The organism is Myxococcus sp. CA040A (assembly GCF_013336725.1).
Lineage (GTDB): Bacteria > Myxococcota > Myxococcia > Myxococcales > Myxococcaceae > Myxococcus > Myxococcus llanfairpwllgwyngyllgogerychwyrndrobwllllantysiliogogogochensis.
This window is the reverse complement of the sequence record NZ_JABUMR010000010.1, coordinates 303,240-321,848: the sequence shown is the minus strand read 5'-3', so window position 1 is coordinate 321,848 and position 18,609 is coordinate 303,240. Positions and strand designations below refer to the sequence as shown.

The following is an 18,609-nucleotide window of genomic DNA, read 5'->3' as shown; positions in this document are numbered from 1 at the left end:
GCGCGCGCGGGGTGTCTCCTCAAAAGACAGACACCTCGCGCAGTTGGTGGAAGTAGCCGCGCATCGGTGGGTTGCTGGACGGTTTCGCGGTGTAGATGCGCACGCGGTCCACGAGCGGCGTGTCTTCCCGGAGGGGCGCGTCGACGTCGCGCTCGAAGGCCACCTGCGTGTTCCTGTCGTCCGTGTGGGGCGGGGTGTCGAGCGCCAGTATGAGTGTGTCCTGGCCCAGCGGCTGCCATGCGCCGCCCTCCAGCGAGCCCTCCACGTGAAGGACCTCTTCCATGAACGTGCTGTTGTGGCCTCGCATCAGCACGCGGCGGGGATGGACGGGCTCCCGCAGCCGGATGATGAGCACCTGCTCCAGCGAGCCGTACATCGGCGTCGGCACCTTGACCGACTCGAGCTTGCCGTCGGTGAAGGGACACGGGTCCACGACGCCGTCGTCCGTCTCGCACGGCTGTCCTCGGCTGAAGGGGATGCGTCCCGTGAAGGGCAGCGGCACCGGGGGCGCCTCATGCACGTCCACGTATTCCAGGACGCTCAGGAACCAACTGCGCCCGCCCACGGCTCGGGCCTGCACGAAGGCGAGCGGTGGCGCGAAGTCCTCCAGCATCTCCGGCCCCAGCCACGCCTCGCCGGAGCGCGTCTCCTGGCTCCACACCACGCCGGACTCGCCACGCGCCTGCACGAAGTAGCCGTGCTCGGGGATGTCCGCGAGCGGCGGCACATCCACCCACGTCAGGCGTACGCCGCCCGCGTCCTCGCTCGCACGCAGCTGGCTGTCCCAGCGGCGCAGCGGCGGCAGGTCCACGTCCAGCATGAAGTGGATGGCCAGGAAGTCCCTCGCGCCGTCCAGGGGCGGCAGGTGGAGCTGGAAGGTGCTGAGGCTCGACCAGGGGGATGGGCGCTCCAGTTGGTCCGCGCCGGTGTCGCGCGCGGTCAGCTCGTGGAGGAACAGTCCTTGCGCGTCTGGAGTCACCTGGGCCCAGGGCTCGTACGCGAGCGTGAGGCGTCCATTCGGAGCTTGTCCCGGGATCGGCTGGGGTCCATCCAGCCGGCGCGGACGCATCAGCGTGAGCGGAGCGCCGCGCCAGGGTGAGCCGTCGGACTCCAGCACGGTGCCGGAGAGGAAGACGGGAGACTCGGGCTCCAGCGCGCAGCCCGCCGAGGTGATGGCGCAGGCGAGCCCCATGAGCAGGTGGCGCATGTCAGAAGGTCCCCTTGACGCCGAGCGTGGGCAGAATCACCGGGATGCCGAGGCTCTTGCGCTTCAGGCTCACGGGCTGGCCCACTTCGTCGTTGTAGCCATAGTCGCGGGTCAGCACCTCGCTGCGCGCGGTGACGTTGAAGACATCCAGGTACACGTCGAGCATGAAGTTGTTGAAGACGAGGCTGCGTGAGGCGCGGAAGTCGACGCGGAAGAACGAGGGCAAGCGGTCCACCGCGTCGCGGCTCACGGGTTTCCACTCGGGCTCGCCGTCCTCGCCCAGGCCCTCGCGCATGGTGCGGTAGCCGAACTGGCCCGTCTCGGGGCGGCCGGTGTTGAAGTGCGCCACCGCGCCCACGGTGACGAAGTCGAAGCGGTAGCTGAGCGCGGCGTTGACGGAGTGCGCCTGCTCGAAGGCATAGGGCAGGTAGTCCTCCGCCATGCCGAGTTCCTCTCCGTTCGGGCCCACCTTCGCGTAGCGCGTGAAGCGCCGGCTCTGGTTGAAGCCATACGTGAGCCAGCCGAACCAGCGTCGCCCCAGCGGCCTGCGCATCATCAGCTCCACGCCGTAGCTGTGGCCCCGGCTCTCCACGTCCTCGGCCTCGAGTCCCCGACGCCGCAGGTTGCTCAGCACATCCTCGAAGTTGAACTCCAGCGTGCGAAGGAGCGGGTTGAAGTACGCCTCCGCGGAGAGTTCCCACTCCGCGCCGGGTCGCCACTCCGAGCCGAGCGAGAATTGCGCCGCGCGCTGGAGTCCGCGCTCCAGTGCGAGCATCTCTCCGGCGGGCACGGGGAGCAGCACCGTCGCGGGCTGGTGGTACAGGCCCGCGCCCGCCTTCAGTGTGAGCGTGTCCGTGAGGGCATGCCGCACCGCGAGCCGAGGCTCCACCGCCAGCCGTGTCGTGTCCCCAAAGCCGTGGTAGCTGTCCAGCCGAAGGCCCGGCACCAGCGTCCACCGAGGGGAAGGCCGCCAGGTGAGCTGCGTGCCCACGCCCGCGAAGGTGCCCAGGATGCCAGGGCGCGAGTACGCGTCCTTCCCGTCGACGGGGCCCACGGGGCGGAACAGGCCGATGGCCACCATGCTCGCGTCGCGTCGCTCCAGGTGCCCGAAGACCTCCAGGTTCAGCTCGGAGGACAGCTCGCGTGTGTAGCCCGTGCGCAGGGCGACGCTGCCCTGGGTCAGCTCGTAGCGACCGGACGCGATGTTGCCCTTGTTGTAGGCGAGGCTCATCCGGTCATACCCGAGCGTCAGGCCCACCTCCGCCTCGCCGCTCGCGAAGGGGTGGCGCCCGCGCAAGTCGAGCCGGTGGAACAGCAGGCCCAGGCCGCCCGAGTTCTGCGTGGGGATGCGCGCCGTGAGTCCCACCGCGTCCGACGTGCCGAGCGCGAGGACTCGGAGGCTGCCCTGGCCCACGCGCTGCTCCACGCGCGTCTGGTAGTCCCAATAGTCCGCGTACAACCTGGGCTCGCCGGGCTCCGAGTACACGTTGCCGCCTATCGTGGTCGACGACGGCCCGGTGAGGCTGTTGGCGATGCGGGTGATGAGGAGGCCCATGTAGCTGATGCGCGCGGCGGCGGTGACGGTGGTGCCCGTCTCGGGGAAGGGGACCTCGAGGAACGCGCCCGCGTGGATGAGGTCCAGGTAGGCGCTGCCGTGCAAGCCCTCCTCGCGCGGCCGGCTCACGTGCGCGTCCACCGCGCCGCCCAGCAGGCTGCCGTAGCGCGCGGAGGGCACACCGACCTGGAAGTCGAGTGACTCGACGAGGTCCGGGTACACCACCGCGTTGCCGACGAGCAGGTGGTACAGGAAGGGCACCCGCACGCCGTCCACGTAGAAGGCGCTGGCGGCGGGCTGCACTCCGCGCACCACGGGATAGGAGAGCCCCGAGGCGAGCGTCGTCACCCCCGGCATGAGCATCACCACGCGGAACGGGTCGCCCATGGTGCCGGGGACCTCGCGCAGCTCCTGCTCGTGCAGCGTGACGCGGGAGACCTCGGTGCGCGGCCGGTCCGCGCGCACCACTGTCTCGTAAGGGTTCACCGCGAGCGGCTCCAGCGAGTACAGCACCTCCAGTTGTTGGCTCGCGTCGAGCGTCTCGGTGAGCATCAGCAGCCGATGCCCGGGCGCGGTGATTTTCAGCGCATGCGCGCCGGGGGGCAGCTCCAGTCGGAAGAGTCCCTGCGCGTCTGTCTCCGTTGTCGCCGCGTCGGCGCGCACGGCGGCTCCGGCGATGGGCTTGCGTGTGCCCTTGGCGCGCACCCGGCCGGTGAGCACCGCGCGGAGGGCGGCCACGGGGGGTGGCTCGAAGCGATAGGTGAAGGGCAGTCGCACCGCGACGGGTTGCCCTTGTGAGGTGGCTGGGTGGAAGCGCAAGCGGGGTGCGGCGTGCAGCGCGGCCTGGGCGAGCGCGGAGGGAGGCTCGCCCACGACGCGGGCCTCGACGACGTCACCGGCCTCGTCGACGGTCAGCTCCAGTTCGACGGTGACGGGCGCGTCCAGGTGGAGGCCTTGAGGCAACCGCGCGGGAGCGTCCTCGGCCAGGGTGGGTGGAAGGAGCGCGGAGGCCGAGAGCGCGGAGGGCGGCGAGGACTCGGTGCCGGGCCGCGGAGTGGCCTGGGCTCGAAGGGGCACGACGGCGCTCAGGGCAAGGGCGAGAAGAGACGGTCCGAGTCGCGTCATCGTGTGGGGGCGGGGGTGTGGGCGCTGAAAAACCTCCTATACGTGACCACAATGAAAGTCAGGTTGTCTCGGCCCGTGTGGAAATGAGGTTCATCTGGCAATGAGATTCATCTCAGGTGGACGGTTTGCCCGAGACTCCTGGCGCAATACCTATCCACGGCCACGGCACCCAGGATGAAGGCGGCGGCCGCGGCGATGTTCCCCTTGCGAGGGCGCTGTTGGAGCGCGGGCCCCAGGCTCGCGAAGGGCTCGGACATGTACCTCGCGGTGCCGGGGCTGACGCGTGGCGAGTCCACGGTGCGCGCGCTCAGTGCCTACGGCGAGGCAGGAGTCCCTCCCGTGGACGTGCTGCGTGCGATGACCGCGAATGCTGCGGAGTTGCTGCGCATGCAGGACCGGGTGGGCACGCTCGAAGCGGGAAGGCTCGCGGACCTGACTGCCGTGAAGGGCGACCCGTTGAAGGACCTCAAGGCGCTGCGTCAGGTGCGCTTCGTGATGAAGGACGGCAAGGTGGTGGTGGACGCCCAGGGAGCGCTGTCCCCGGTGGCGACGCCCGCGCGCTGAGAGCTGGCGGAGCGCTCCTCGGAGCCAGGCGGGGTGGCGCGTCGATGGCGCCGCGCTCATGCGTTTCGCGAAGCCTCCGTCCTCCGGCACGCTCCTCGGAAGTGTCGCGAGGGCTCCGGCTGGAGTAGTTACCAGGGGCCATGCTCTCCCGGTCCGCTCGACGCGTCTCGCTCACGGTGCTCCTCCTCGTCTGCGCCTCCTGTGCGCGCGTGCCGCGTCCAGCGGTCACCCGTCCCCAGGAAGCACTGGTGGAGTTCTCCGACACGGTGAAGCTCGTGGACGACGGCGAGTCGGCGTCCCTGCGCATCGCGCTGGACCAGAGCCTCATCTGGCTGCGCACGCGGCCGGTGGACCAGCGCTTTGTCTACGGCCCGCGCGAGGTCACGGCCGGAGAATTGGTATCCGCCCTGGAGCGGCTGCGCGCGCGCCTCACCGACGGCATGTCCTCGCTGGAGGTGTCGAAGGCGGTGATGGAGGACTTCGACCTGCTCGAGTCCGCTGGAGGCGAGGACGGCACCGTGCTCTTCACGGGTTATTACGAGCCCGTGCTCGAAGCGAGCCTGTCGCGAACCGACGAGTACCGCGTCCCCGTGCTGTCCGCGCCCGATGACCTCATCGAGGTGCCGCTGGAGCCCTTCGCGGAGCGCTTCGCGTCAGAGCGAGTCTTCGGGCGACTGGAGGGCAAGCGACTGGTGCCCTACTGGAACCGCGCCGAGATTCGCGGCGGCAGGCTGAGCCCGCGCAAGCTGGAGCTGGCCTGGGTGAAGGACCCGGTGTCGCTCTTCTTCATGGAGGTGCAGGGCAGCGGCACCCTGCGGCTGAATGACGGCGGCGAGCGTCGCGTGGGCTACGCCGCGTCGAATGGCCGTCCGTACCGGAGCATCGGCGCCCTGCTCATCCAGGAGGGAGTGATTCCCCGAGAGCAGATGTCCATGCAGGCGCTGCGAGCGTGGCTGGCGGCGAACCCCACCGAGCGCGACCGCGTGCTCGACTACAACGAGTCCTATGTCTTCTTCCGCTTCCTGCCCGGCGCGGCGGTGGGCTCGCTGGGCAGGGAGGTGACACCGGGCCGCTCCATCGCCACGGACGCGCGGCTGTTCCCCAAGGGCGGCCTGGCCTTCATCCTCACGGACCACCCGGTGAAGATGGCGGATGGTTCGGTGCAGTGGAGGCCGCTGGCGCGCTTCGTGTTCAACCAGGACACGGGCGGAGCCATCCGGGGCGCGGGCCGCGTGGATGTCTTCTGGGGCCGAGGCCCCGAGGCGGAGCTGGCCGCGGGCATGATGAAGCAGAAGGGGCGGCTGCTCTTCCTGGTGCCCAGGCCCCGCGTCCCGGTGGTGGAAGCCCGGTGACGCGAGGCCCGGAGGTGGCTCAGCGCTGGGCCACGCCGGCCTTCTTCAGCTCCTCGTCGATGATGCGACGGAAGTGGTCGATGGGCATCGCGCCGACGATGGGGCGGCCGTTGACGAAGAACGTGGGCGTCCCCCCGGCGCCCACCCGCGTGCCCTCGGCCGAGTCCAGGTCGATGCGCGCGTCGAACTTCCTGGCGTCGAGCGCATTCTTGAAGCGCGTCACATCCAATCCGACCTGCTTCGCGTAGCCCTCCATCGCCGCCCGGTCGAGCTGCCGCTGGTTGGCGAAGAGGAGGTCGTGGAACTCCCAGAACTTCCCCTGCTCGTGCGCCGCCATGGACGCGGACGCGGCGAGCTTCGCGTTGGGATGGTTGGGCAGCGGCTGGTGCTTGAAGGCCACGCGCAGCTTGCCCTCGTACTCCTTCTCCAGCGCCTTCAGCGTGGGCACCGCGCGAGAGCAGAAGGGGCACTCGAAGTCGGACCACGCCACCAGCGTGACGGGCGCGTTGGCGGGGCCGCGCGAGGGCGCCTCACCCACCTCCACCTGCTGCCGGGGCAGCTCCGCCGGAGCGGGTGGCGCGGGCGGGCGCTCCACGCCGCGCTCGATGATGCGAGCGTAGACGTCCGCCTTGGGCACGCCACCCTTCACCAGCGCTTCCGCCTTGTTCAGCTCCTCGTCCACCACGCCGGTGAAGACCGTCAGCGGCTGGGCGCCGTTGATGAAGCGGCCGTTGACGAAGAAGCCCGGCGTCCCGGTGGCGCCGAGCTGAATCGCCATCGCCTCATCCCGGCGGATGCGCTCGGCGAGCTTCGGCTCCGCCAGGTCCTGCTTCCAGCGGGCGACGTCCAGCCCCAGCTCCTTCGCGTAGCGCTCCAGGTCCGCGTCGGACTGGGCCCTCGGGTTGGCGAAGAGGACGTCATGGTACTGCCAGAACTTCCCCTGCTCTCCGGCGGCCAGCGCCGCGACCGCCGCGGGCCGGGCGCGCGGGTGCATGTCCAGCGGGTGGTGCTTCATCACCACGCGCAGCTTGTCGCCATAACGCTGCTGCAACTGCTTCACCGTGGCGTGGCCGCGAGCACAGAAGGGGCACTCGTAGTCGGAGAACTCCACGAGCGTGACGAGCGCGCTCTCCTCGCCGTGGATGAGCGAGCCATCCACCGGCACCTTGTAGACGACGGGAGAGATGGGAGGGCGCTGGCGGTCGGAGGGTTGGGCCACGGCGGCTGGCGTGGGAGTGGTGCCCTTGGGGGCAGCGGCGGGCGCCGACGTGCGGCCTCCCACGAATCCCAACACGAGCCCCACCACGAGGCTCACCCATACGGATGGCTTGCTCACGACACGACTCCTGGAAAAGTGACGCCACGGAGTGCGCCGAGCGCGCCGAAAGTTTCAGCGCTCTTTTTCGAGGACCTGGGTGCGAGTCAGGCCGACCTGTCGGCCGGAGCACCTGGCTTCAGGGGAGAGGGCCATCCAGCGCTGCCCTGGTGGCCTGCTCTCGGGGCGCTTGCCCGCCATTTCGGCGGTTGTCCATGAGCGGGCAGGCCCCACCTTTGTGGAGGAAGGGAGGCCGTGACTCATGCGAGGGAAGGTTGCCTGGATGGCGGTCGTGGTCGCGAGCCTGTCGCTCATGCTGTGCGCGGGGGGCTGTACGGCGGAGGCGCAGTCAGCGTCCGAGGAGGCACGGCCGCCGGCCGCCCCCTCGGAAGTGAAGCCGGTGCCTCCGTCAGGACAGACGCCGACACCCGCCGAGGTGTCCGAGCTGTGGAACAGCATGTCGGGGCTGCGCGCGGAGGTCCGCCAGCTCCGCCAGGAAGTCTCGAAGCTGCGCACGCAGGTCGGCGCCCAGGCGCAGGGCACGGGCGGCTCGGGCACCCAGGCGCGGGCGGGTTCCGAGCCGGATACCCAGGCGAGCGGCACGGGGGGCGCTGGCACCGCGCCACGACAGGTGGAGAACGACGTGCCGCCCGCTGGCTCCAACGTGCCGGCGCCGACGGGGACGGCGGTGGTGATGGCCACCTTCACGGGGGCGGTGCGCTCGGTGGCTCCTCCCGATGTCGTCATCGCGCAGGACAGTGGAGAGCCGCTGACGCTGGAGGTGACTCCGCGGACGCGGGTGCTGCGCAACGGAAAGAGCGTGGGCTTGCGAGACCTGGACCCGGGAGATCGCGTCAGCGCGGTGGTGGACATGGTGGGTGAACACGAGACGGTGGAAATCTCGGTGCTCCGGAAGGAGGACCCGGACAATTGAGACGCGGGAGCGACCCGTCAGTCGCTCGCGTTCAGGTTCGTCGTCGCTCGCAGGGAGGTTCCCGTCATGACGGCCTTTGACCGATACCGCGCACTGCTGCGCAAGTTCGAGAGTGTGCGTGCGCGAAATCCACAGGGTGGTTCGCCCGAGGAGGATGCCTTGTTGGACGACCTGGACGATGTCTGGTCGGAGATGAGTGAAGGCGAGCGCGCCGCCGCATCCCCCGAGCGCGACCGGGCCCTGGGGCTCTCGGATTCGCAAGACTCCGCGTCTCCACCTCCGGGCTGAGGCGCTTCTATTTACGGGCCGTGGGGAGAGGCGTTCCCCGCGGCCCGTGTTCGTCGGAGCGCGGGACAGGTGAAGCCCTCCGAGCCCTCCGCCGGGAGCGCAGCACCGCGCGCGTGTAGTCCACCACCGAGGCGAGCGACAGCACGGCGATGAGCGCGACGAGCGGGCGCACGGCGGGGGGAAACAGCAGCACGCACAAGAGCGTCACCAGTTGCAGCGAGGTGACCACCTTGCCGAGCATCCGCGCCTTGAGCTCCACCCGTCGCAGCTTCGGCACCAGTCGGGTGACGATGAAGCCCACCGCGGTGCCGATGTCCCGCACCAGCAACAACAGGACCTCCGGCAGGGCGATGAGGCCGTCGAGGTAGCAGACGAGGATGGCCGTCACCATGAAGGCGCGGTCGGCCACCGGGTCGATGAGCGCGCCCAGTCGCGTGGCCAGGCCCTTGTGTCGCGCAATCCAGCCGTCGAGGAAGTCGGAGAAGGCCGCCAGCACGACGAGCGCCGCGCGCACCTTCGCGTCGGACTCGACGATGAAGGCCACCGCCATGGGGAGGCGGGACAGGGACAGGATGTTGAGCAGCACGAGGCTCGCCTGGCGGCGCATCTTCGTTCAAAGGTAGTGCACGAGCGTCATCACGCACCTGCCGGGGAGGAGGAGGTGTCGTCGAGTCGTCGGTCATCGCCCGGCGGAGAGCAGGCGACCTCACGCGCGTGCGCATTCCACGAAACGCGAGGCTGCGAGGGAACCTTCGAGCGGCGAGAATCCTCCCATCCGGAGCGCCGCTCCCCACCTGCCTGGAGTCTCCCGTCGTGACCGCATCCGAGTGTCCGCCCCTCTCCCCGTCCTCTCCACTTCGCACCGGGGCGGCGTGGCTCGCCCGGGCCTGTCTGGTGGCGCTGTTGTGGCCAGCAGCCTCGGGGGCCAGCCCGCTGGCGCCGCGCCTGCGGGGCACGGTGCTCGCGACGGCGGCTTCACGGGCCCCCGAGCAGTCCACCGCCTCCGCCGAGCCCCGCGTCCCCACGCGCGAGGAGCTGGCGCGCTACGGCTGGCTGGCGAAGGACGCCCAGGTCCGTCCACTGGAGCTCGCCATCCCCGCGCCGGAGGGCTACACGCGCGTGACGTTGGAGACGGGCTCATTCGGCGCGTGGCTGCGCGGCCTGCCCCTGCGCGCGCGGGGCACGCCCGTGCTGCACTTCCGGGGCGGAGAGGTGTTGCCCGGCGACGATGCTCGACTGGCGGCGGTGGCGGAGCTGGACATCGGCTCGGCCAATCTCCAGCAGTGCGCGGACTCCATCATCCGGCTGCATGCGGAGTGGCAGTGGTCCAGTCAGCAACGGGAGCGCATCGCCTATCGCTTCACCAGCGGACACCTGGCCTCGTGGCCGAAGTACGCGGCGGGAGAGCGGGCGCGCATCGCGGGCTCCAAGGTGACGTGGGCGAGGAGCGCGGCGGCGGACAGCTCTCGCGCGGCGTTCCGTTCCTACCTGGACCTGGTCTTCACCTACGCGGGCACGCTGTCACTGGAGAGCGCCAAGGGGCGTCCCGCGCGAGACGAGCTGCGTGGCGGGGACTTCTTCGTGCTGGGCGGCAGCCCGGGGCACACGGTGCTGGTGCTGGACGTGGCGGCCGACGCGGGGGGCCGCCGCGTGGCGCTCCTGGGGCAAGGGTTCATGCCCGCCCAGGACTTCCATGTCCTCTCCTCGGGGAGTGACTCCGTGGGGCCCTGGTTCCCGCTCGATGCCGACGCGGTGAGCACGCCCTTCTGGAAGCCCTTCCCGTGGACGTCGCTGCGTCGCTTCCCGTGAGGCGTGTCGTCGACCTGTCGTTCTCCGCGGGGCCCCCACCCCGACGGTGACTGACAGCGGCCAACGCCTCGCTCGCCAGGGCGATGCGTGCGTCGTCACGAGGCTACGAGTGCAGCGGCATCCTCACGCCCGAAGCCGGAGTCGGCGTCGGCGTGGCGGCGGGCAGGGCCTCCGCGACGGTGGCGGGCTTGCGCGTCAGGTACTTCACCAGGCTGTTGTGCTTGCCCAGGTACGTGTCGAAGCGGTTCACCCCGTCCTCGAGCATGCCCGCCTTGTCCAACTCCTCGTGCATGACGGGCAGGTTGTAGAAGGGCACGGACGGGAAGGCGTGGTGCGTGAGGTGGTAGTTGCAGTTGAGCGGCGCCACGAAGAAGTTCTCCAGCAGTGTGCCCTTCACGTCGCGCGTCTCGCGCGTCTCGTCGCCCTTGATTTCGGCGTCCAGCGGGTGCTCGCCCAGCGCACGCATCCGGAAGAAGGCCATCATCACCGTCGTCGTCGGGAGCACCCACAACAGCAGCCAGTGCAGCCACGCGCCCGTCATCACCAGCGTGGTGAGCAGCGCGGCGACGTAGATGACGTAGCGCACGTGCTCGGCGGCGGAGACCTTGGGCTTCGCGCCGCCCAGGAGCCGGCCCCAGTACGTCCACGGCAACACCACCTTGAGGTGGTTGGGCGCGTACAGGCCCAGCGCGTCGCCCATGAACACCGCCGCGGCGCGCATCGGCGTGCGCGGGAAGTGCCAGGACGGGTCCTGCTGCATGGAGGCCCAGTACGGGTCCTTCGCCGTGTTGACGTGGCGGTGGTGCTCCATGTGCTGGTGCCGGTAGCCCGCCGTCGTCATGTTCAGCGGGAAGGCGCACAGGAAGTCCGCCACCACGTCACCCACCTTCCGGTTCGACAGGAAGTGGTAGTGCGCCGCCTCGTGCATCAGCGCGAGCATCGCGTGCTGACGCGTGGCGATGACCAGGGCCGCGATGGGCCAGGCCCACCACCGGTCCACCCACACAACCGCGGCAAACGCCGCGACAATGACGAGCCATTGCGTGCTGAGCGCCCACAGCGCCCTCACGTTGCTCACACGGGACATCTCCCGGGTCATTTTCGCCAGCGCCTGCCGATCGACGCGCCGCGCGAACTGCACATCCGCTTCGTCTATGACCTCGGCGTACATGGGGGGCTCCTTCGTCTTTACGAGCAAGCAGGGTATTCCAGGACTCTTTCTCGCAAGAACGGCCAGTATGGCAAGAAATTTCTCTCTGTAACGTACGCACGCCCGTTTCAAACAGCCAAGTGAAGTCCGCCGAAACCCCATGAGGGTCGACAGTGACTCCGACTCTGGCCGGAAGCCGGGTGCGAGTGGACCGCTTGTGGGAGGCACGGGTCCACTGAAGTCAGAGCCCAGACATGCGCCGGGCCCTGGAGACCGATGAAGGTCCGCAGGGCCCGGCTCATGACATGGATGGGGAGGCGCGGGAAGCGCCGATTTCCCGGGGGCGGTGGCTACGGGACAGCCGCGGACGGCGTCCACTCCACCTTCAGGTGCCGCATCTGGCGCAGGACGATGCTCTGCCAGGTGCCGTGGTCCTGGTTGGGGACCATGCGCGGGTCTTCCAGTGCGTCCAGGAGGACGTTGGTGGTGATTTGCGCCTGGAGCCGGGCCAGGGGCGCGCCCAGGCAGAAGTGCGTGCCACGGCCGTAGGTGAGGTGCTGGGGCGGCTTCTCGCGGTCCACGTCGAGCTTGTTCGAGTGGGGGCAGAGCGATTCGTCCCGGCTGGCGGCGGCGTACAGCATGAGGAGCCGTGAGCCCTTGGGCAGTTGGACGCCGCCGACCTCCACGTCCTCCAGGGCGGTGCGAATCATCGCGTGCTGGACGGAGTCGTAGCGGCAGCCCTCCTCGATGAACTTCGGGACGAGCTCGCGGTTGTCCCGCAGGCGCTTCCAGAGGCCGTGCTCCAGGGCGAGCTTCCAGGTGTTGGACATCATCGCCGTGGTGGACTCGTGGCCGGCGGACAGCATGGACGCGCCAATGGCCATCACCAGCTCGTGCAGCGTGAGCGCCTCGCCGTCGGCCTCGATTTCCACCAGGTAGCTGATGAGGTCTTCCTGGGGCGCCTTGCGCCGCTCCTCGATGAGCTGGATGCAGTAGCGCTGGAACTCAATCACGCCGCGAGCCATCTCCGGCTGCTTCTCCGGCGGGACGTGCTCGAAGGTGAGCTGCTGCCAGTCCGCGCTCCAGCGTTTTATCTTCCAGACATCCTCCTGCGGCACGCCCATGACGCCGAGGATGACGTGGGCGGGCAGCGGATAGGCCAGCTGCTCCACCAGGTCCGCGTGACCTTCCTGCGCGAAGCGGCCCACCAGCTGGCGCGCCATCTTCTCGATGAAGGGCGCCATGCCGGAGATGCGCTGCGCGGTGAAGCCCCGGTTCATCAGCCGTCGCAGGCGGGTGTGCTCCGGGGGGTCCATGCCCAGCAGCACGTGGGCGATGGGAAAGCCCTGCGCGAGGATGCCCTTCGCCTCCTCCGTGAGGTGGGTGCCGCTCACCAGCATGTCCCGGTTGGAGAAGCGCGACGTGTCCTTGAGTACCTGGAGGATGTCGTCGTTCCGACTCACCAGCCACATGCCCAGCATCGGGCTGAAGCTGACCGGCTCTTCCTTGCGCAGCTTCTCGAAGAAGGGGTGGGGGTTGTCGACGTGCGGCCCCGCGAAGGGGTTGTACTGCGCCCCCAGGTGAGGGCATCGCGAGGCGGGGGCGTGGGCCGGAACACCGGTCTCTTCCTGCTTCTGAACCGTTACGGGCATGGCGTCACTCGTCAGTTCGAGCGCGGGCCCCCCCAGCTCACCGCTCGGACAAAGGATGGTTGAGGCATGGGGCACAGCCGGCTTCCGGAGCCCTGACTTGGAATACCGGGCGCGATGGGGGCTCCAGAATGACCGCCTATACCTCAATTTCCCGGGTTCATGCCAGTATGGTGCGATTTTTTTAGTGAAACTGGTCTCTTGTGACACCACGAAGGTTCAGTATTTGTAGAACACGCCTGATTCCGGGGGTTTGCCCGGACGGCCGGACGTCGCATCGGCTTGGATTGTGAGAAATCCAGCAGGCACCAGGGGTACGGGGAGCGCGTCCTCGGAGAGGAAACAGCGCTCAACCCGGTTACAGGCGCGAGCTGGGCCCGGGGGGGCGGCGGGGCCCCGGACAGGGGCCACCGCGAAGGTTGAAGCAGACGACGGAAAAGGCGGACCGGGTGCGCTCAGCCGCTCTTGCGGAGGTTGGCGCGGCGCTGCTGTTCCACCCAGGCGTGGGCCTCGGCCATCGTCTTGACGAACTCCGTCTTGAACTCCGACTTGCCCGTCAGGAACATGCCCAGCGAGATGACCTTGCCAAAGGTCTGCTGGACCATGTCCGCGCCGACGTAGACGCAGCCCTTGAACCACTCCGCCTTGCTGTTGTCGGACAGGTACCGGCGGGCTTCCGCCTGGAGCTGCGAGTTGCCGATATCGGCAATCATGTAATAGCCGCCGCTCTTGGCGACCTGGCCGTAGATTTCAACGGCCCGCTTCATGTCCTCCAGATTCAGCATGCCGCTGAACACGGCCACCACCAGGTCCGGGGCCTCGTGGCGAATCTGGTGGGCACCGAACTTCCATTCCTGTTGCTGCATGGGCGCTCCCTTGGGCTGACGACACAAGCATACCGCCCGTGGCAACAGGGAGCGAGAATCCAGTCTTCCCTCCCAAACCAGGACTTTCGGAGGGGGCCTGGGTCTGGAAGGAGACAGCGGGGGTGTCAGACTTCACACAGCCCGTGAAGCGAGACTCAGCCGGCCTTTCGCTGGGAGCGAGCGCGGTTCTGCTGGACCCAGGCGCGGGCGTCGTCGAGCGTCTTGACGAAGGTGGTCTCGAAGCTGGACTTGCCGGTGAAGAGCATGGCGAGGGAGATGGCCTTGCCGAAGGTCTGCTGGACGATGTCGGCGCCGACGTAGACGCAGCCCTTGAACCACTCGGAGCGGTTGTTCTCGGACAGGTAGCGGCGGCCGGCGGCCTCAATCTGGGAGCGGCCGATTTCCGCGAGGATGTAGTAGGGGCCGAGGACGGTGAAGACCTCCTTGTAGATTTCGGAGGTGCGCTTCACGTCGTCCATCGTGATGGGGCCCTCGAAGGTCGCCACCGCGATGTCAGGCGGCTCGATGCGAACCCGATGCGCGCCGTACTTCCACTCCCGAGCCTTCTCCACCATGTCATCCCCCACCCAGAGGTCCAGTCTGTCGGAAGGATAACGCCCGTTCCCGGGGTGAAGGCAAACGGACGCCCTGGGTTTGGTCCCTGGAGTTCCAGAGGGGCGTTTTTCTCCAAATGGGCACGAATTACCCGACGTGGGGCCTCCGAGGTGCTCGTGGGGGTGTTGGGGTGAGAACCGTGGGTCGTCGGAGTGGGTTGACGGTGGCGTGGAGGGTTGGAGACATGCCGGGCACCCATGGTCCGCTCGTTCTTCGTCGTGTTCGTGTTGGGTGTCGCGGTGCTGTCGGCGGGGTGCCGGCGGGGCGGCTCGGGCTCGGACGAAGGGCGTGATGGGGCGGGGGCCACGCGGCTGGTGCTGAAGTACCAGCCGCTGTGGGGGCCGCCGGAGCCCTTCCGGGCGTTGCTGGCGGGCTTCGAGCGGGACAACCCCGGGGTGACGCTCGTCACGGAGGCGCTGCCGAACTCCTCGGATTTAGCGCACCAGTTCTTCCTCACGTCGTTGGAGGGTGGGGCGAAGGACTTCGACGTGCTGGTGGCGGACGTGGTGTGGGTGCCGGAGTTCGCGCGCGCGGGGTGGATAGCGGACCTGTCCGTGGAGTTCCCGCCGGAGCGGCTGCGCGCGGAGTTCCTGCCGGGGCCGGTGGAGGCGGTGGTGGTGGAGGGGCGGACGTACGCGGTGCCCTGGTACCTGGACGTGGGCGTTCTGTACTACCGGACGGACCTGGTGCCTCGGGCGCCGCGCACGTACGCGGAGCTGGAGCGCTTCGCGCTGGACGCGAAGGCGAAGGTGCCGGGCATCCAGGGCTTCGTGTGGCAGGGCCGGCAGTACGAGGGGTTGAGTTGTAATGTCTTTGAGGCGCTGTGGGGGCACGGCGGGGACGCGATGGGGGAGCACGGGCGCGTGTTGTTGGAGACGGAGGCGGCGCGCGAGGCGCTCGCGTATCTGCGCGGCTTGCTGGTGAGCGGGGTGTCTCCGGAGACGGTGATGGGGTTTGGGGAGGAGGAGGCTCGGCGCATCTTTCAGGAGGGGCGCGCGGTGTTCATGCGCAACTGGCCGTATGCGTGGAGCGAGGCGCAGAAGGAGGGCTCGCCCATTCGCGGCAAGGTGGGGATGGCGCCGTTGCCGACGGTGAGTGGCGAGCCGGGATTCGGGACGCTGGGTGGGTATCAGCTCGCGGTGAACGCGCATGTGTCGCCGGAGCGGCGGAAGCTGGCGGCGAAGCTCATCTCACACCTGACGTCGCCGGAGGCGAACCTGGTGCTGGCGGTGCATTACGCGCGCAATCCGCCCCGGGCGTCTGTGTATGACGATGCGAGGTTGAAGGAGAGCTCGCCATTCATCGCGGGCCTGCGGGAGATGGCGGAGCGCGCGAGGCCCAGGCCGGTGACGCCGTACTACAACCTGATTTCAGATGTGTTGCAGAGCGAGTTCTCCGCGGCGGTGGCGGGACTGCGCTCGCCCGAGGCGTCGCTGAAGCGCGCGCAGAAGCAGGTGGACCATTTGATGGGGGAGGGGCGATGAGCGCGGGGGCATCGGGCGGACGGGTACGGGGCTTCGAGGAGGCGGCGCGATGACCTCCGAGGGGCGAGGGGCGCGTGCGAGGGGCTCGCTGGAGCGGGAGCGGAGGCAGGCGTACTGGTTGGTGGCGCCGGCGGTGCTGGTGCTCGCGGCGGTGGCGCTGTATCCGATTCTCGCGGCGGTGTGGCTGAGCCTGCACCGCTTCATCCTCGTCTTCGGTGAGCGGCGTTTCGTGGGGTTGGGGAACTACGCGTACCTGCTCGGGGATGCGAGGTTCTGGTCGGCGCTGGGGAACACGGCGTACTTCACGGTGGTGGCCGTGGGGGTGGAGCTGTTGCTCGCGGTGCCGCTGGCGCTGCTGCTCCAGCGCGCGTTTCCGGGGCGAGGGTTGCTGCGCGCGGCGGTGCTGGTGCCGTGGGCGATTCCCACGGTGGTGAGCGCGAGGCTGTGGGCGTGGATGTTCAATCCGGACTACGGGCTCATCAACCGCATGCTCCTGGGGAGTGACATCAACTGGCTGGGCGCGCCCGGGTATGCGCTGCACGCGGCCATCCTCGTGGACGTGTGGAAGACCACGCCCTTCGTGGCGCTGCTGGTGCTGGCGGGGCTGCAAGGCATTCCGGAGGACCTCTACAAGGCGGCGAGGGTGGACGGTGCGTCGTCGTGGCGGACGTTCCGCTCCATCACCTTGCCGCTGTTGAAGCCGGCGTTGCTGCTGGCGTTGCTGTTCCGTTCGTTGGATGCGTTCCGGGTGTTCGACGCCATCTACGTGCTGACGGAAGGAGGGCCGGCGAACACGACGGAGACGCTGAGCATCTACGCGTACAAGACGCTGATGCGCTCGGGGGACTTCGGGTACGGGAGCACGCTGTCGGTGGCGACGTTCCTGTGCGTCGTCGTGCTGGCGGCGGTGTGGCTGCGATTGCTGGGGCGGCAGGAGGAGGCGCGATGAGACAGCGCGCGGGCCTGGGGACGGCGCTGGCGGTGGTGGCGTTCCTCACGTTCTTCCTGGGGCCGTTCTTCTGGCAGGTGCTGACGAGCTTGTGGCCGGATGGCGAGCTGACAAGGCCGTGGCCCTCGCACCTGACGCTGGAGAGCTACGTGAGCGTGCTGTGGGGGAGGCCCTTCTTGCGAGTGGTGTTGAACTCGCTGGTGGTGGCTGCGCTGACGACGGTGTTCTGTCTGGTGATTGGCTCGGCGGCGGCGTTCGCCCTGGCGAAGCTGGAGTTCCGAGGCAAGGGGTTGCTGTTGAGCGCGGCGCTGGCGGTGAGCATGTTTCCGCCGATTGCCACGGTGAGCCCGCTGTATCTCATCTTGCGCGCCGTGGGCCTGAGGGACAGCCTGGTGGGACTGGCGTTGCCCTATGCGACGTTCGCGATGCCGCTGACGCTGTGGGTGCTGACGTCGTTCTTCCGGCAGCTCCCGGACGAGCTGTATCGAGCGGCGCGGGTGGATGGCTGCACGCCGTTCCAGGCGTTCCGCCGCGTGCTGTTGCCACTGGCGGCGCCGGGGCTGGCGACGACCGCGATTCTCGTCTTCATCTTCGCGTGGAACGAGTTCCTGTTCGCGCTGACGTTCTTGACGACGCCGGAGAAGAGAACGGTGCCCGTGGCCATCAGCCTGTTCGCCAGCGAGTACCGTGAGCCATGGGGAGAGATTGCCGCGGCGTCCGTGGTGGCCACGCTGCCCCTGGTGGTGCTCACCGTGCTGTTCCAGCGAAGGATTGTGTCGGGACTCACGGCGGGCGCGGTGAAAGAGTAGGTGGAGGCTCTCGTGACTGGTTGGCGGACTCCTTGCAGTCCGGTGAGGACCGAGGCTGGAGAGCCACACCCATGGAAAGACACACATACCGGGTCGCCCTGGGCGTCATCTTGTTCCCTGGCTTGTGCTGGGCAGAGGTGCTGGACAAGCAGCAGGCCCCCTGGGAGCCCGTTCCGGTCATTGCGACCGTCATGATGTCCGCGCTCTGTGCGCTGCTGGTGCTGTGGCGCCGAGACGGACTGTGGCGCGTGGCCTGTGCACTGTCGGTCCTCTGGGCCTTCGTCTGGCTACAGAACGACTTCTTCAGCGCTGACGTCGGCCCGATGCTCCGGGCCGAACTCTCTTCGCCCGAAGCGCGGGCGTACCCTGTTCTCTTGCTCGTCGAGACACTGCTTCCCTTCATCGTGACGCTGGGGGGACTGATGCGACGGCGCCTGCTCCCACGGGTGGGCTTGAGCTTGTCAGCATGCAAGCCTCGCATGTGACGCCGCCAGGGGAACACTCGCGACGTCAGTCCACGATGAAGAGCCTGGCTCCTGTCTCTGTCGATGAGCGGTGGGCCCCGTCGTCGTCCGCGACCTGGTAGCTCATCATCGGCCCGAGCTCGAAACGCCGTCCGTCCTTCAGCTCGGTGAGCAGCGTTCCCTCGAGCACGAGCAGGATGTGGCCGCGGCTGCACCAGTGGTCCGCCATGTACCTGGGGGTGTGCTCAACGAGCCGGACCCGGATGTCTCCCGCCTGGAGAGTCCGCCAGAGCCCTTCCCAGAGACCCCTGGGTGCTCCGTTGGCTGGAGCGCGCTCCAGTCCGTCGTGCAGAAGGGAATGTTCGAGATCTTCAGGATCGGCTCCTTTCAGAAACAGGGCTCGTGCGGCAGGGGGGCGGCTGGGCCTTCACTCTACAAGGTGTTGGACGGACGGCTGCTGCCGAAAGGCGTTGA

General features: G+C 68.6%; 18 protein-coding genes. 9 read left to right on the top strand and 9 right to left on the bottom strand.

Annotated features, from left to right (window positions below; translation table 11 throughout):
- Positions 1 to 19: 19 nt before the first annotated feature.
- Both HUA75_RS38385 and HUA75_RS38380 read right to left on the bottom strand, forming a co-directional pair.
- Positions 20 to 1,207: a hypothetical protein gene (locus HUA75_RS38385; RefSeq protein WP_174489263.1), complete on the bottom strand. Its 1,188-nt coding sequence runs from the start codon at positions 1,205 to 1,207 to the stop codon at positions 20 to 22.
- A gap of 1 nt (position 1,208) precedes the next feature.
- Complete coding sequence (locus tag HUA75_RS38380; RefSeq protein WP_174489262.1) at positions 1,209 to 3,839, bottom strand: TonB-dependent receptor domain-containing protein; 2,631 nt, start codon at positions 3,837 to 3,839, stop codon at positions 1,209 to 1,211.
- Positions 3,840 to 4,061: 222 nt separating this feature from the next.
- On the opposite strand from HUA75_RS38380, the gene HUA75_RS38375 reads away from it, so the two are divergent.
- Both HUA75_RS38375 and HUA75_RS38370 read left to right on the top strand, forming a co-directional pair.
- Entirely contained in the window at positions 4,062 to 4,451 is a 390-nt protein-coding gene (locus HUA75_RS38375) for an amidohydrolase family protein (protein ID WP_174489261.1), read from the top strand.
- A gap of 140 nt (positions 4,452 to 4,591) precedes the next feature.
- On the top strand, positions 4,592 to 5,803 hold the full coding sequence (locus HUA75_RS38370; protein ID WP_174489260.1) for a murein transglycosylase A: 1,212 nt from the start codon (positions 4,592 to 4,594) through the stop codon (positions 5,801 to 5,803).
- Between the two features lie 19 nt (positions 5,804 to 5,822).
- On the opposite strand, the gene HUA75_RS38365 is transcribed toward HUA75_RS38370, so the two are convergent.
- A complete protein-coding gene (locus HUA75_RS38365) occupies positions 5,823 to 7,139 on the bottom strand; it encodes a thioredoxin domain-containing protein (RefSeq protein WP_141642799.1) in 1,317 nt (438 codons plus the stop codon).
- A gap of 262 nt (positions 7,140 to 7,401) precedes the next feature.
- Here HUA75_RS38365 and HUA75_RS38360 point away from each other — a divergent pair, with 262 nt between their 5' ends.
- Complete coding sequence (locus tag HUA75_RS38360) at positions 7,402 to 8,052, top strand: hypothetical protein (protein WP_254627988.1); 651 nt, start codon at positions 7,402 to 7,404, stop codon at positions 8,050 to 8,052.
- Between the two features lie 66 nt (positions 8,053 to 8,118).
- A complete protein-coding gene (locus HUA75_RS38355) occupies positions 8,119 to 8,340 on the top strand; it encodes a hypothetical protein (RefSeq protein ID WP_141642801.1) in 222 nt (73 codons plus the stop codon).
- Positions 8,341 to 8,347: 7 nt separating this feature from the next.
- Here HUA75_RS38355 and HUA75_RS38350 read toward each other — a convergent pair whose 3' ends face one another.
- Entirely contained in the window at positions 8,348 to 8,947 is a 600-nt protein-coding gene (locus HUA75_RS38350) for a CDP-alcohol phosphatidyltransferase family protein (protein WP_174489258.1), read from the bottom strand.
- 206 nt (positions 8,948 to 9,153) lie between these two features.
- On the opposite strand from HUA75_RS38350, the gene HUA75_RS38345 reads away from it, so the two are divergent.
- Positions 9,154 to 10,149 (top strand): DUF4846 domain-containing protein, encoded by a 996-nt coding sequence (locus HUA75_RS38345; RefSeq protein WP_174489257.1) that lies wholly within the window; start codon positions 9,154 to 9,156, stop codon positions 10,147 to 10,149.
- 103 nt (positions 10,150 to 10,252) lie between these two features.
- On the opposite strand, the gene HUA75_RS38340 is transcribed toward HUA75_RS38345, so the two are convergent.
- From HUA75_RS38340 to HUA75_RS38325, 4 genes are all read right to left on the bottom strand, one after another.
- The gene (locus tag HUA75_RS38340) at positions 10,253 to 11,320 is read right to left on the bottom strand and encodes a fatty acid desaturase family protein (RefSeq protein ID WP_174489256.1); all 1,068 of its coding nucleotides are present in this window, start codon (positions 11,318 to 11,320) and stop codon (positions 10,253 to 10,255) included.
- A gap of 329 nt (positions 11,321 to 11,649) precedes the next feature.
- Positions 11,650 to 12,951 (bottom strand): cytochrome P450, encoded by a 1,302-nt coding sequence (locus tag HUA75_RS38335; protein ID WP_141642805.1) that lies wholly within the window; start codon positions 12,949 to 12,951, stop codon positions 11,650 to 11,652.
- A gap of 452 nt (positions 12,952 to 13,403) precedes the next feature.
- Complete coding sequence (locus tag HUA75_RS38330; RefSeq protein ID WP_141642806.1) at positions 13,404 to 13,814, bottom strand: STAS/SEC14 domain-containing protein; 411 nt, start codon at positions 13,812 to 13,814, stop codon at positions 13,404 to 13,406.
- A gap of 155 nt (positions 13,815 to 13,969) precedes the next feature.
- Positions 13,970 to 14,389 carry an STAS/SEC14 domain-containing protein gene (locus tag HUA75_RS38325; protein WP_141642807.1) on the bottom strand — a complete coding sequence of 140 codons (420 nt, stop codon included), beginning with the start codon at positions 14,387 to 14,389 and terminating at the stop codon, positions 13,970 to 13,972.
- Positions 14,390 to 14,626: 237 nt separating this feature from the next.
- On the opposite strand from HUA75_RS38325, the gene HUA75_RS38320 reads away from it, so the two are divergent.
- The 4 genes from HUA75_RS38320 to HUA75_RS38305 all read left to right on the top strand — a co-directional run bounded on the left by HUA75_RS38320 (position 14,627) and on the right by HUA75_RS38305 (position 18,156).
- The gene (locus tag HUA75_RS38320) at positions 14,627 to 15,913 is read left to right on the top strand and encodes an ABC transporter substrate-binding protein (RefSeq protein ID WP_174489255.1); all 1,287 of its coding nucleotides are present in this window, start codon (positions 14,627 to 14,629) and stop codon (positions 15,911 to 15,913) included.
- A 49-nt stretch (positions 15,914 to 15,962) separates the two neighbouring features.
- The gene (locus HUA75_RS38315) at positions 15,963 to 16,862 is read left to right on the top strand and encodes a carbohydrate ABC transporter permease (RefSeq protein WP_174489254.1); all 900 of its coding nucleotides are present in this window, start codon (positions 15,963 to 15,965) and stop codon (positions 16,860 to 16,862) included.
- Positions 16,859 to 17,671 carry a carbohydrate ABC transporter permease gene (locus HUA75_RS38310; protein WP_174478891.1) on the top strand — a complete coding sequence of 271 codons (813 nt, stop codon included), beginning with the start codon at positions 16,859 to 16,861 and terminating at the stop codon, positions 17,669 to 17,671. The genes HUA75_RS38315 and HUA75_RS38310 overlap by 4 nt, the downstream gene beginning before the upstream one ends.
- A 71-nt stretch (positions 17,672 to 17,742) precedes the next feature.
- Positions 17,743 to 18,156, top strand: a complete 414-nt coding sequence (locus HUA75_RS38305; RefSeq protein WP_141645857.1) for a hypothetical protein — start codon at positions 17,743 to 17,745, stop codon at positions 18,154 to 18,156.
- 25 nt (positions 18,157 to 18,181) lie between these two features.
- Here the strand turns inward: HUA75_RS38305 and HUA75_RS38300 are convergent, their stop codons facing one another.
- Positions 18,182 to 18,400: a DHCW motif cupin fold protein gene (locus HUA75_RS38300; protein WP_371746292.1), complete on the bottom strand. Its 219-nt coding sequence runs from the start codon at positions 18,398 to 18,400 to the stop codon at positions 18,182 to 18,184.
- Positions 18,401 to 18,609: the final 209 nt, after the last annotated feature.

Excerpts from the sequence above, each read along its gene's own strand:
- HUA75_RS38385 (WP_174489263.1), bottom strand. The coding sequence starts at position 1,207 with ATGCGCCACCTGCTCATGGGGCTCGCCTGCGCCATCACCTCGGCGGGC.
- HUA75_RS38375 (WP_174489261.1), top strand. The coding sequence starts at position 4,062 with ATGAAGGCGGCGGCCGCGGCGATGTTCCCCTTGCGAGGGCGCTGTTGG.
- HUA75_RS38370 (WP_174489260.1), top strand. The coding sequence starts at position 4,592 with ATGCTCTCCCGGTCCGCTCGACGCGTCTCGCTCACGGTGCTCCTCCTC.
- HUA75_RS38360 (WP_254627988.1), top strand. The coding sequence starts at position 7,402 with ATGGCGGTCGTGGTCGCGAGCCTGTCGCTCATGCTGTGCGCGGGGGGC.
- HUA75_RS38355 (WP_141642801.1), top strand. The coding sequence starts at position 8,119 with ATGACGGCCTTTGACCGATACCGCGCACTGCTGCGCAAGTTCGAGAGT.
- HUA75_RS38350 (WP_174489258.1), bottom strand. The coding sequence starts at position 8,947 with ATGCGCCGCCAGGCGAGCCTCGTGCTGCTCAACATCCTGTCCCTGTCC.
- HUA75_RS38340 (WP_174489256.1), bottom strand. The coding sequence starts at position 11,320 with ATGTACGCCGAGGTCATAGACGAAGCGGATGTGCAGTTCGCGCGGCGC.
- HUA75_RS38335 (WP_141642805.1), bottom strand. The coding sequence starts at position 12,951 with ATGCCCGTAACGGTTCAGAAGCAGGAAGAGACCGGTGTTCCGGCCCAC.
- HUA75_RS38330 (WP_141642806.1), bottom strand. The coding sequence starts at position 13,814 with ATGCAGCAACAGGAATGGAAGTTCGGTGCCCACCAGATTCGCCACGAG.
- HUA75_RS38325 (WP_141642807.1), bottom strand. The coding sequence starts at position 14,389 with ATGGTGGAGAAGGCTCGGGAGTGGAAGTACGGCGCGCATCGGGTTCGC.
- HUA75_RS38320 (WP_174489255.1), top strand. The coding sequence starts at position 14,627 with ATGGTCCGCTCGTTCTTCGTCGTGTTCGTGTTGGGTGTCGCGGTGCTG.
- HUA75_RS38315 (WP_174489254.1), top strand. The coding sequence starts at position 15,963 with ATGACCTCCGAGGGGCGAGGGGCGCGTGCGAGGGGCTCGCTGGAGCGG.
- HUA75_RS38310 (WP_174478891.1), top strand. The coding sequence starts at position 16,859 with ATGAGACAGCGCGCGGGCCTGGGGACGGCGCTGGCGGTGGTGGCGTTC.
- HUA75_RS38305 (WP_141645857.1), top strand. The coding sequence starts at position 17,743 with ATGGAAAGACACACATACCGGGTCGCCCTGGGCGTCATCTTGTTCCCT.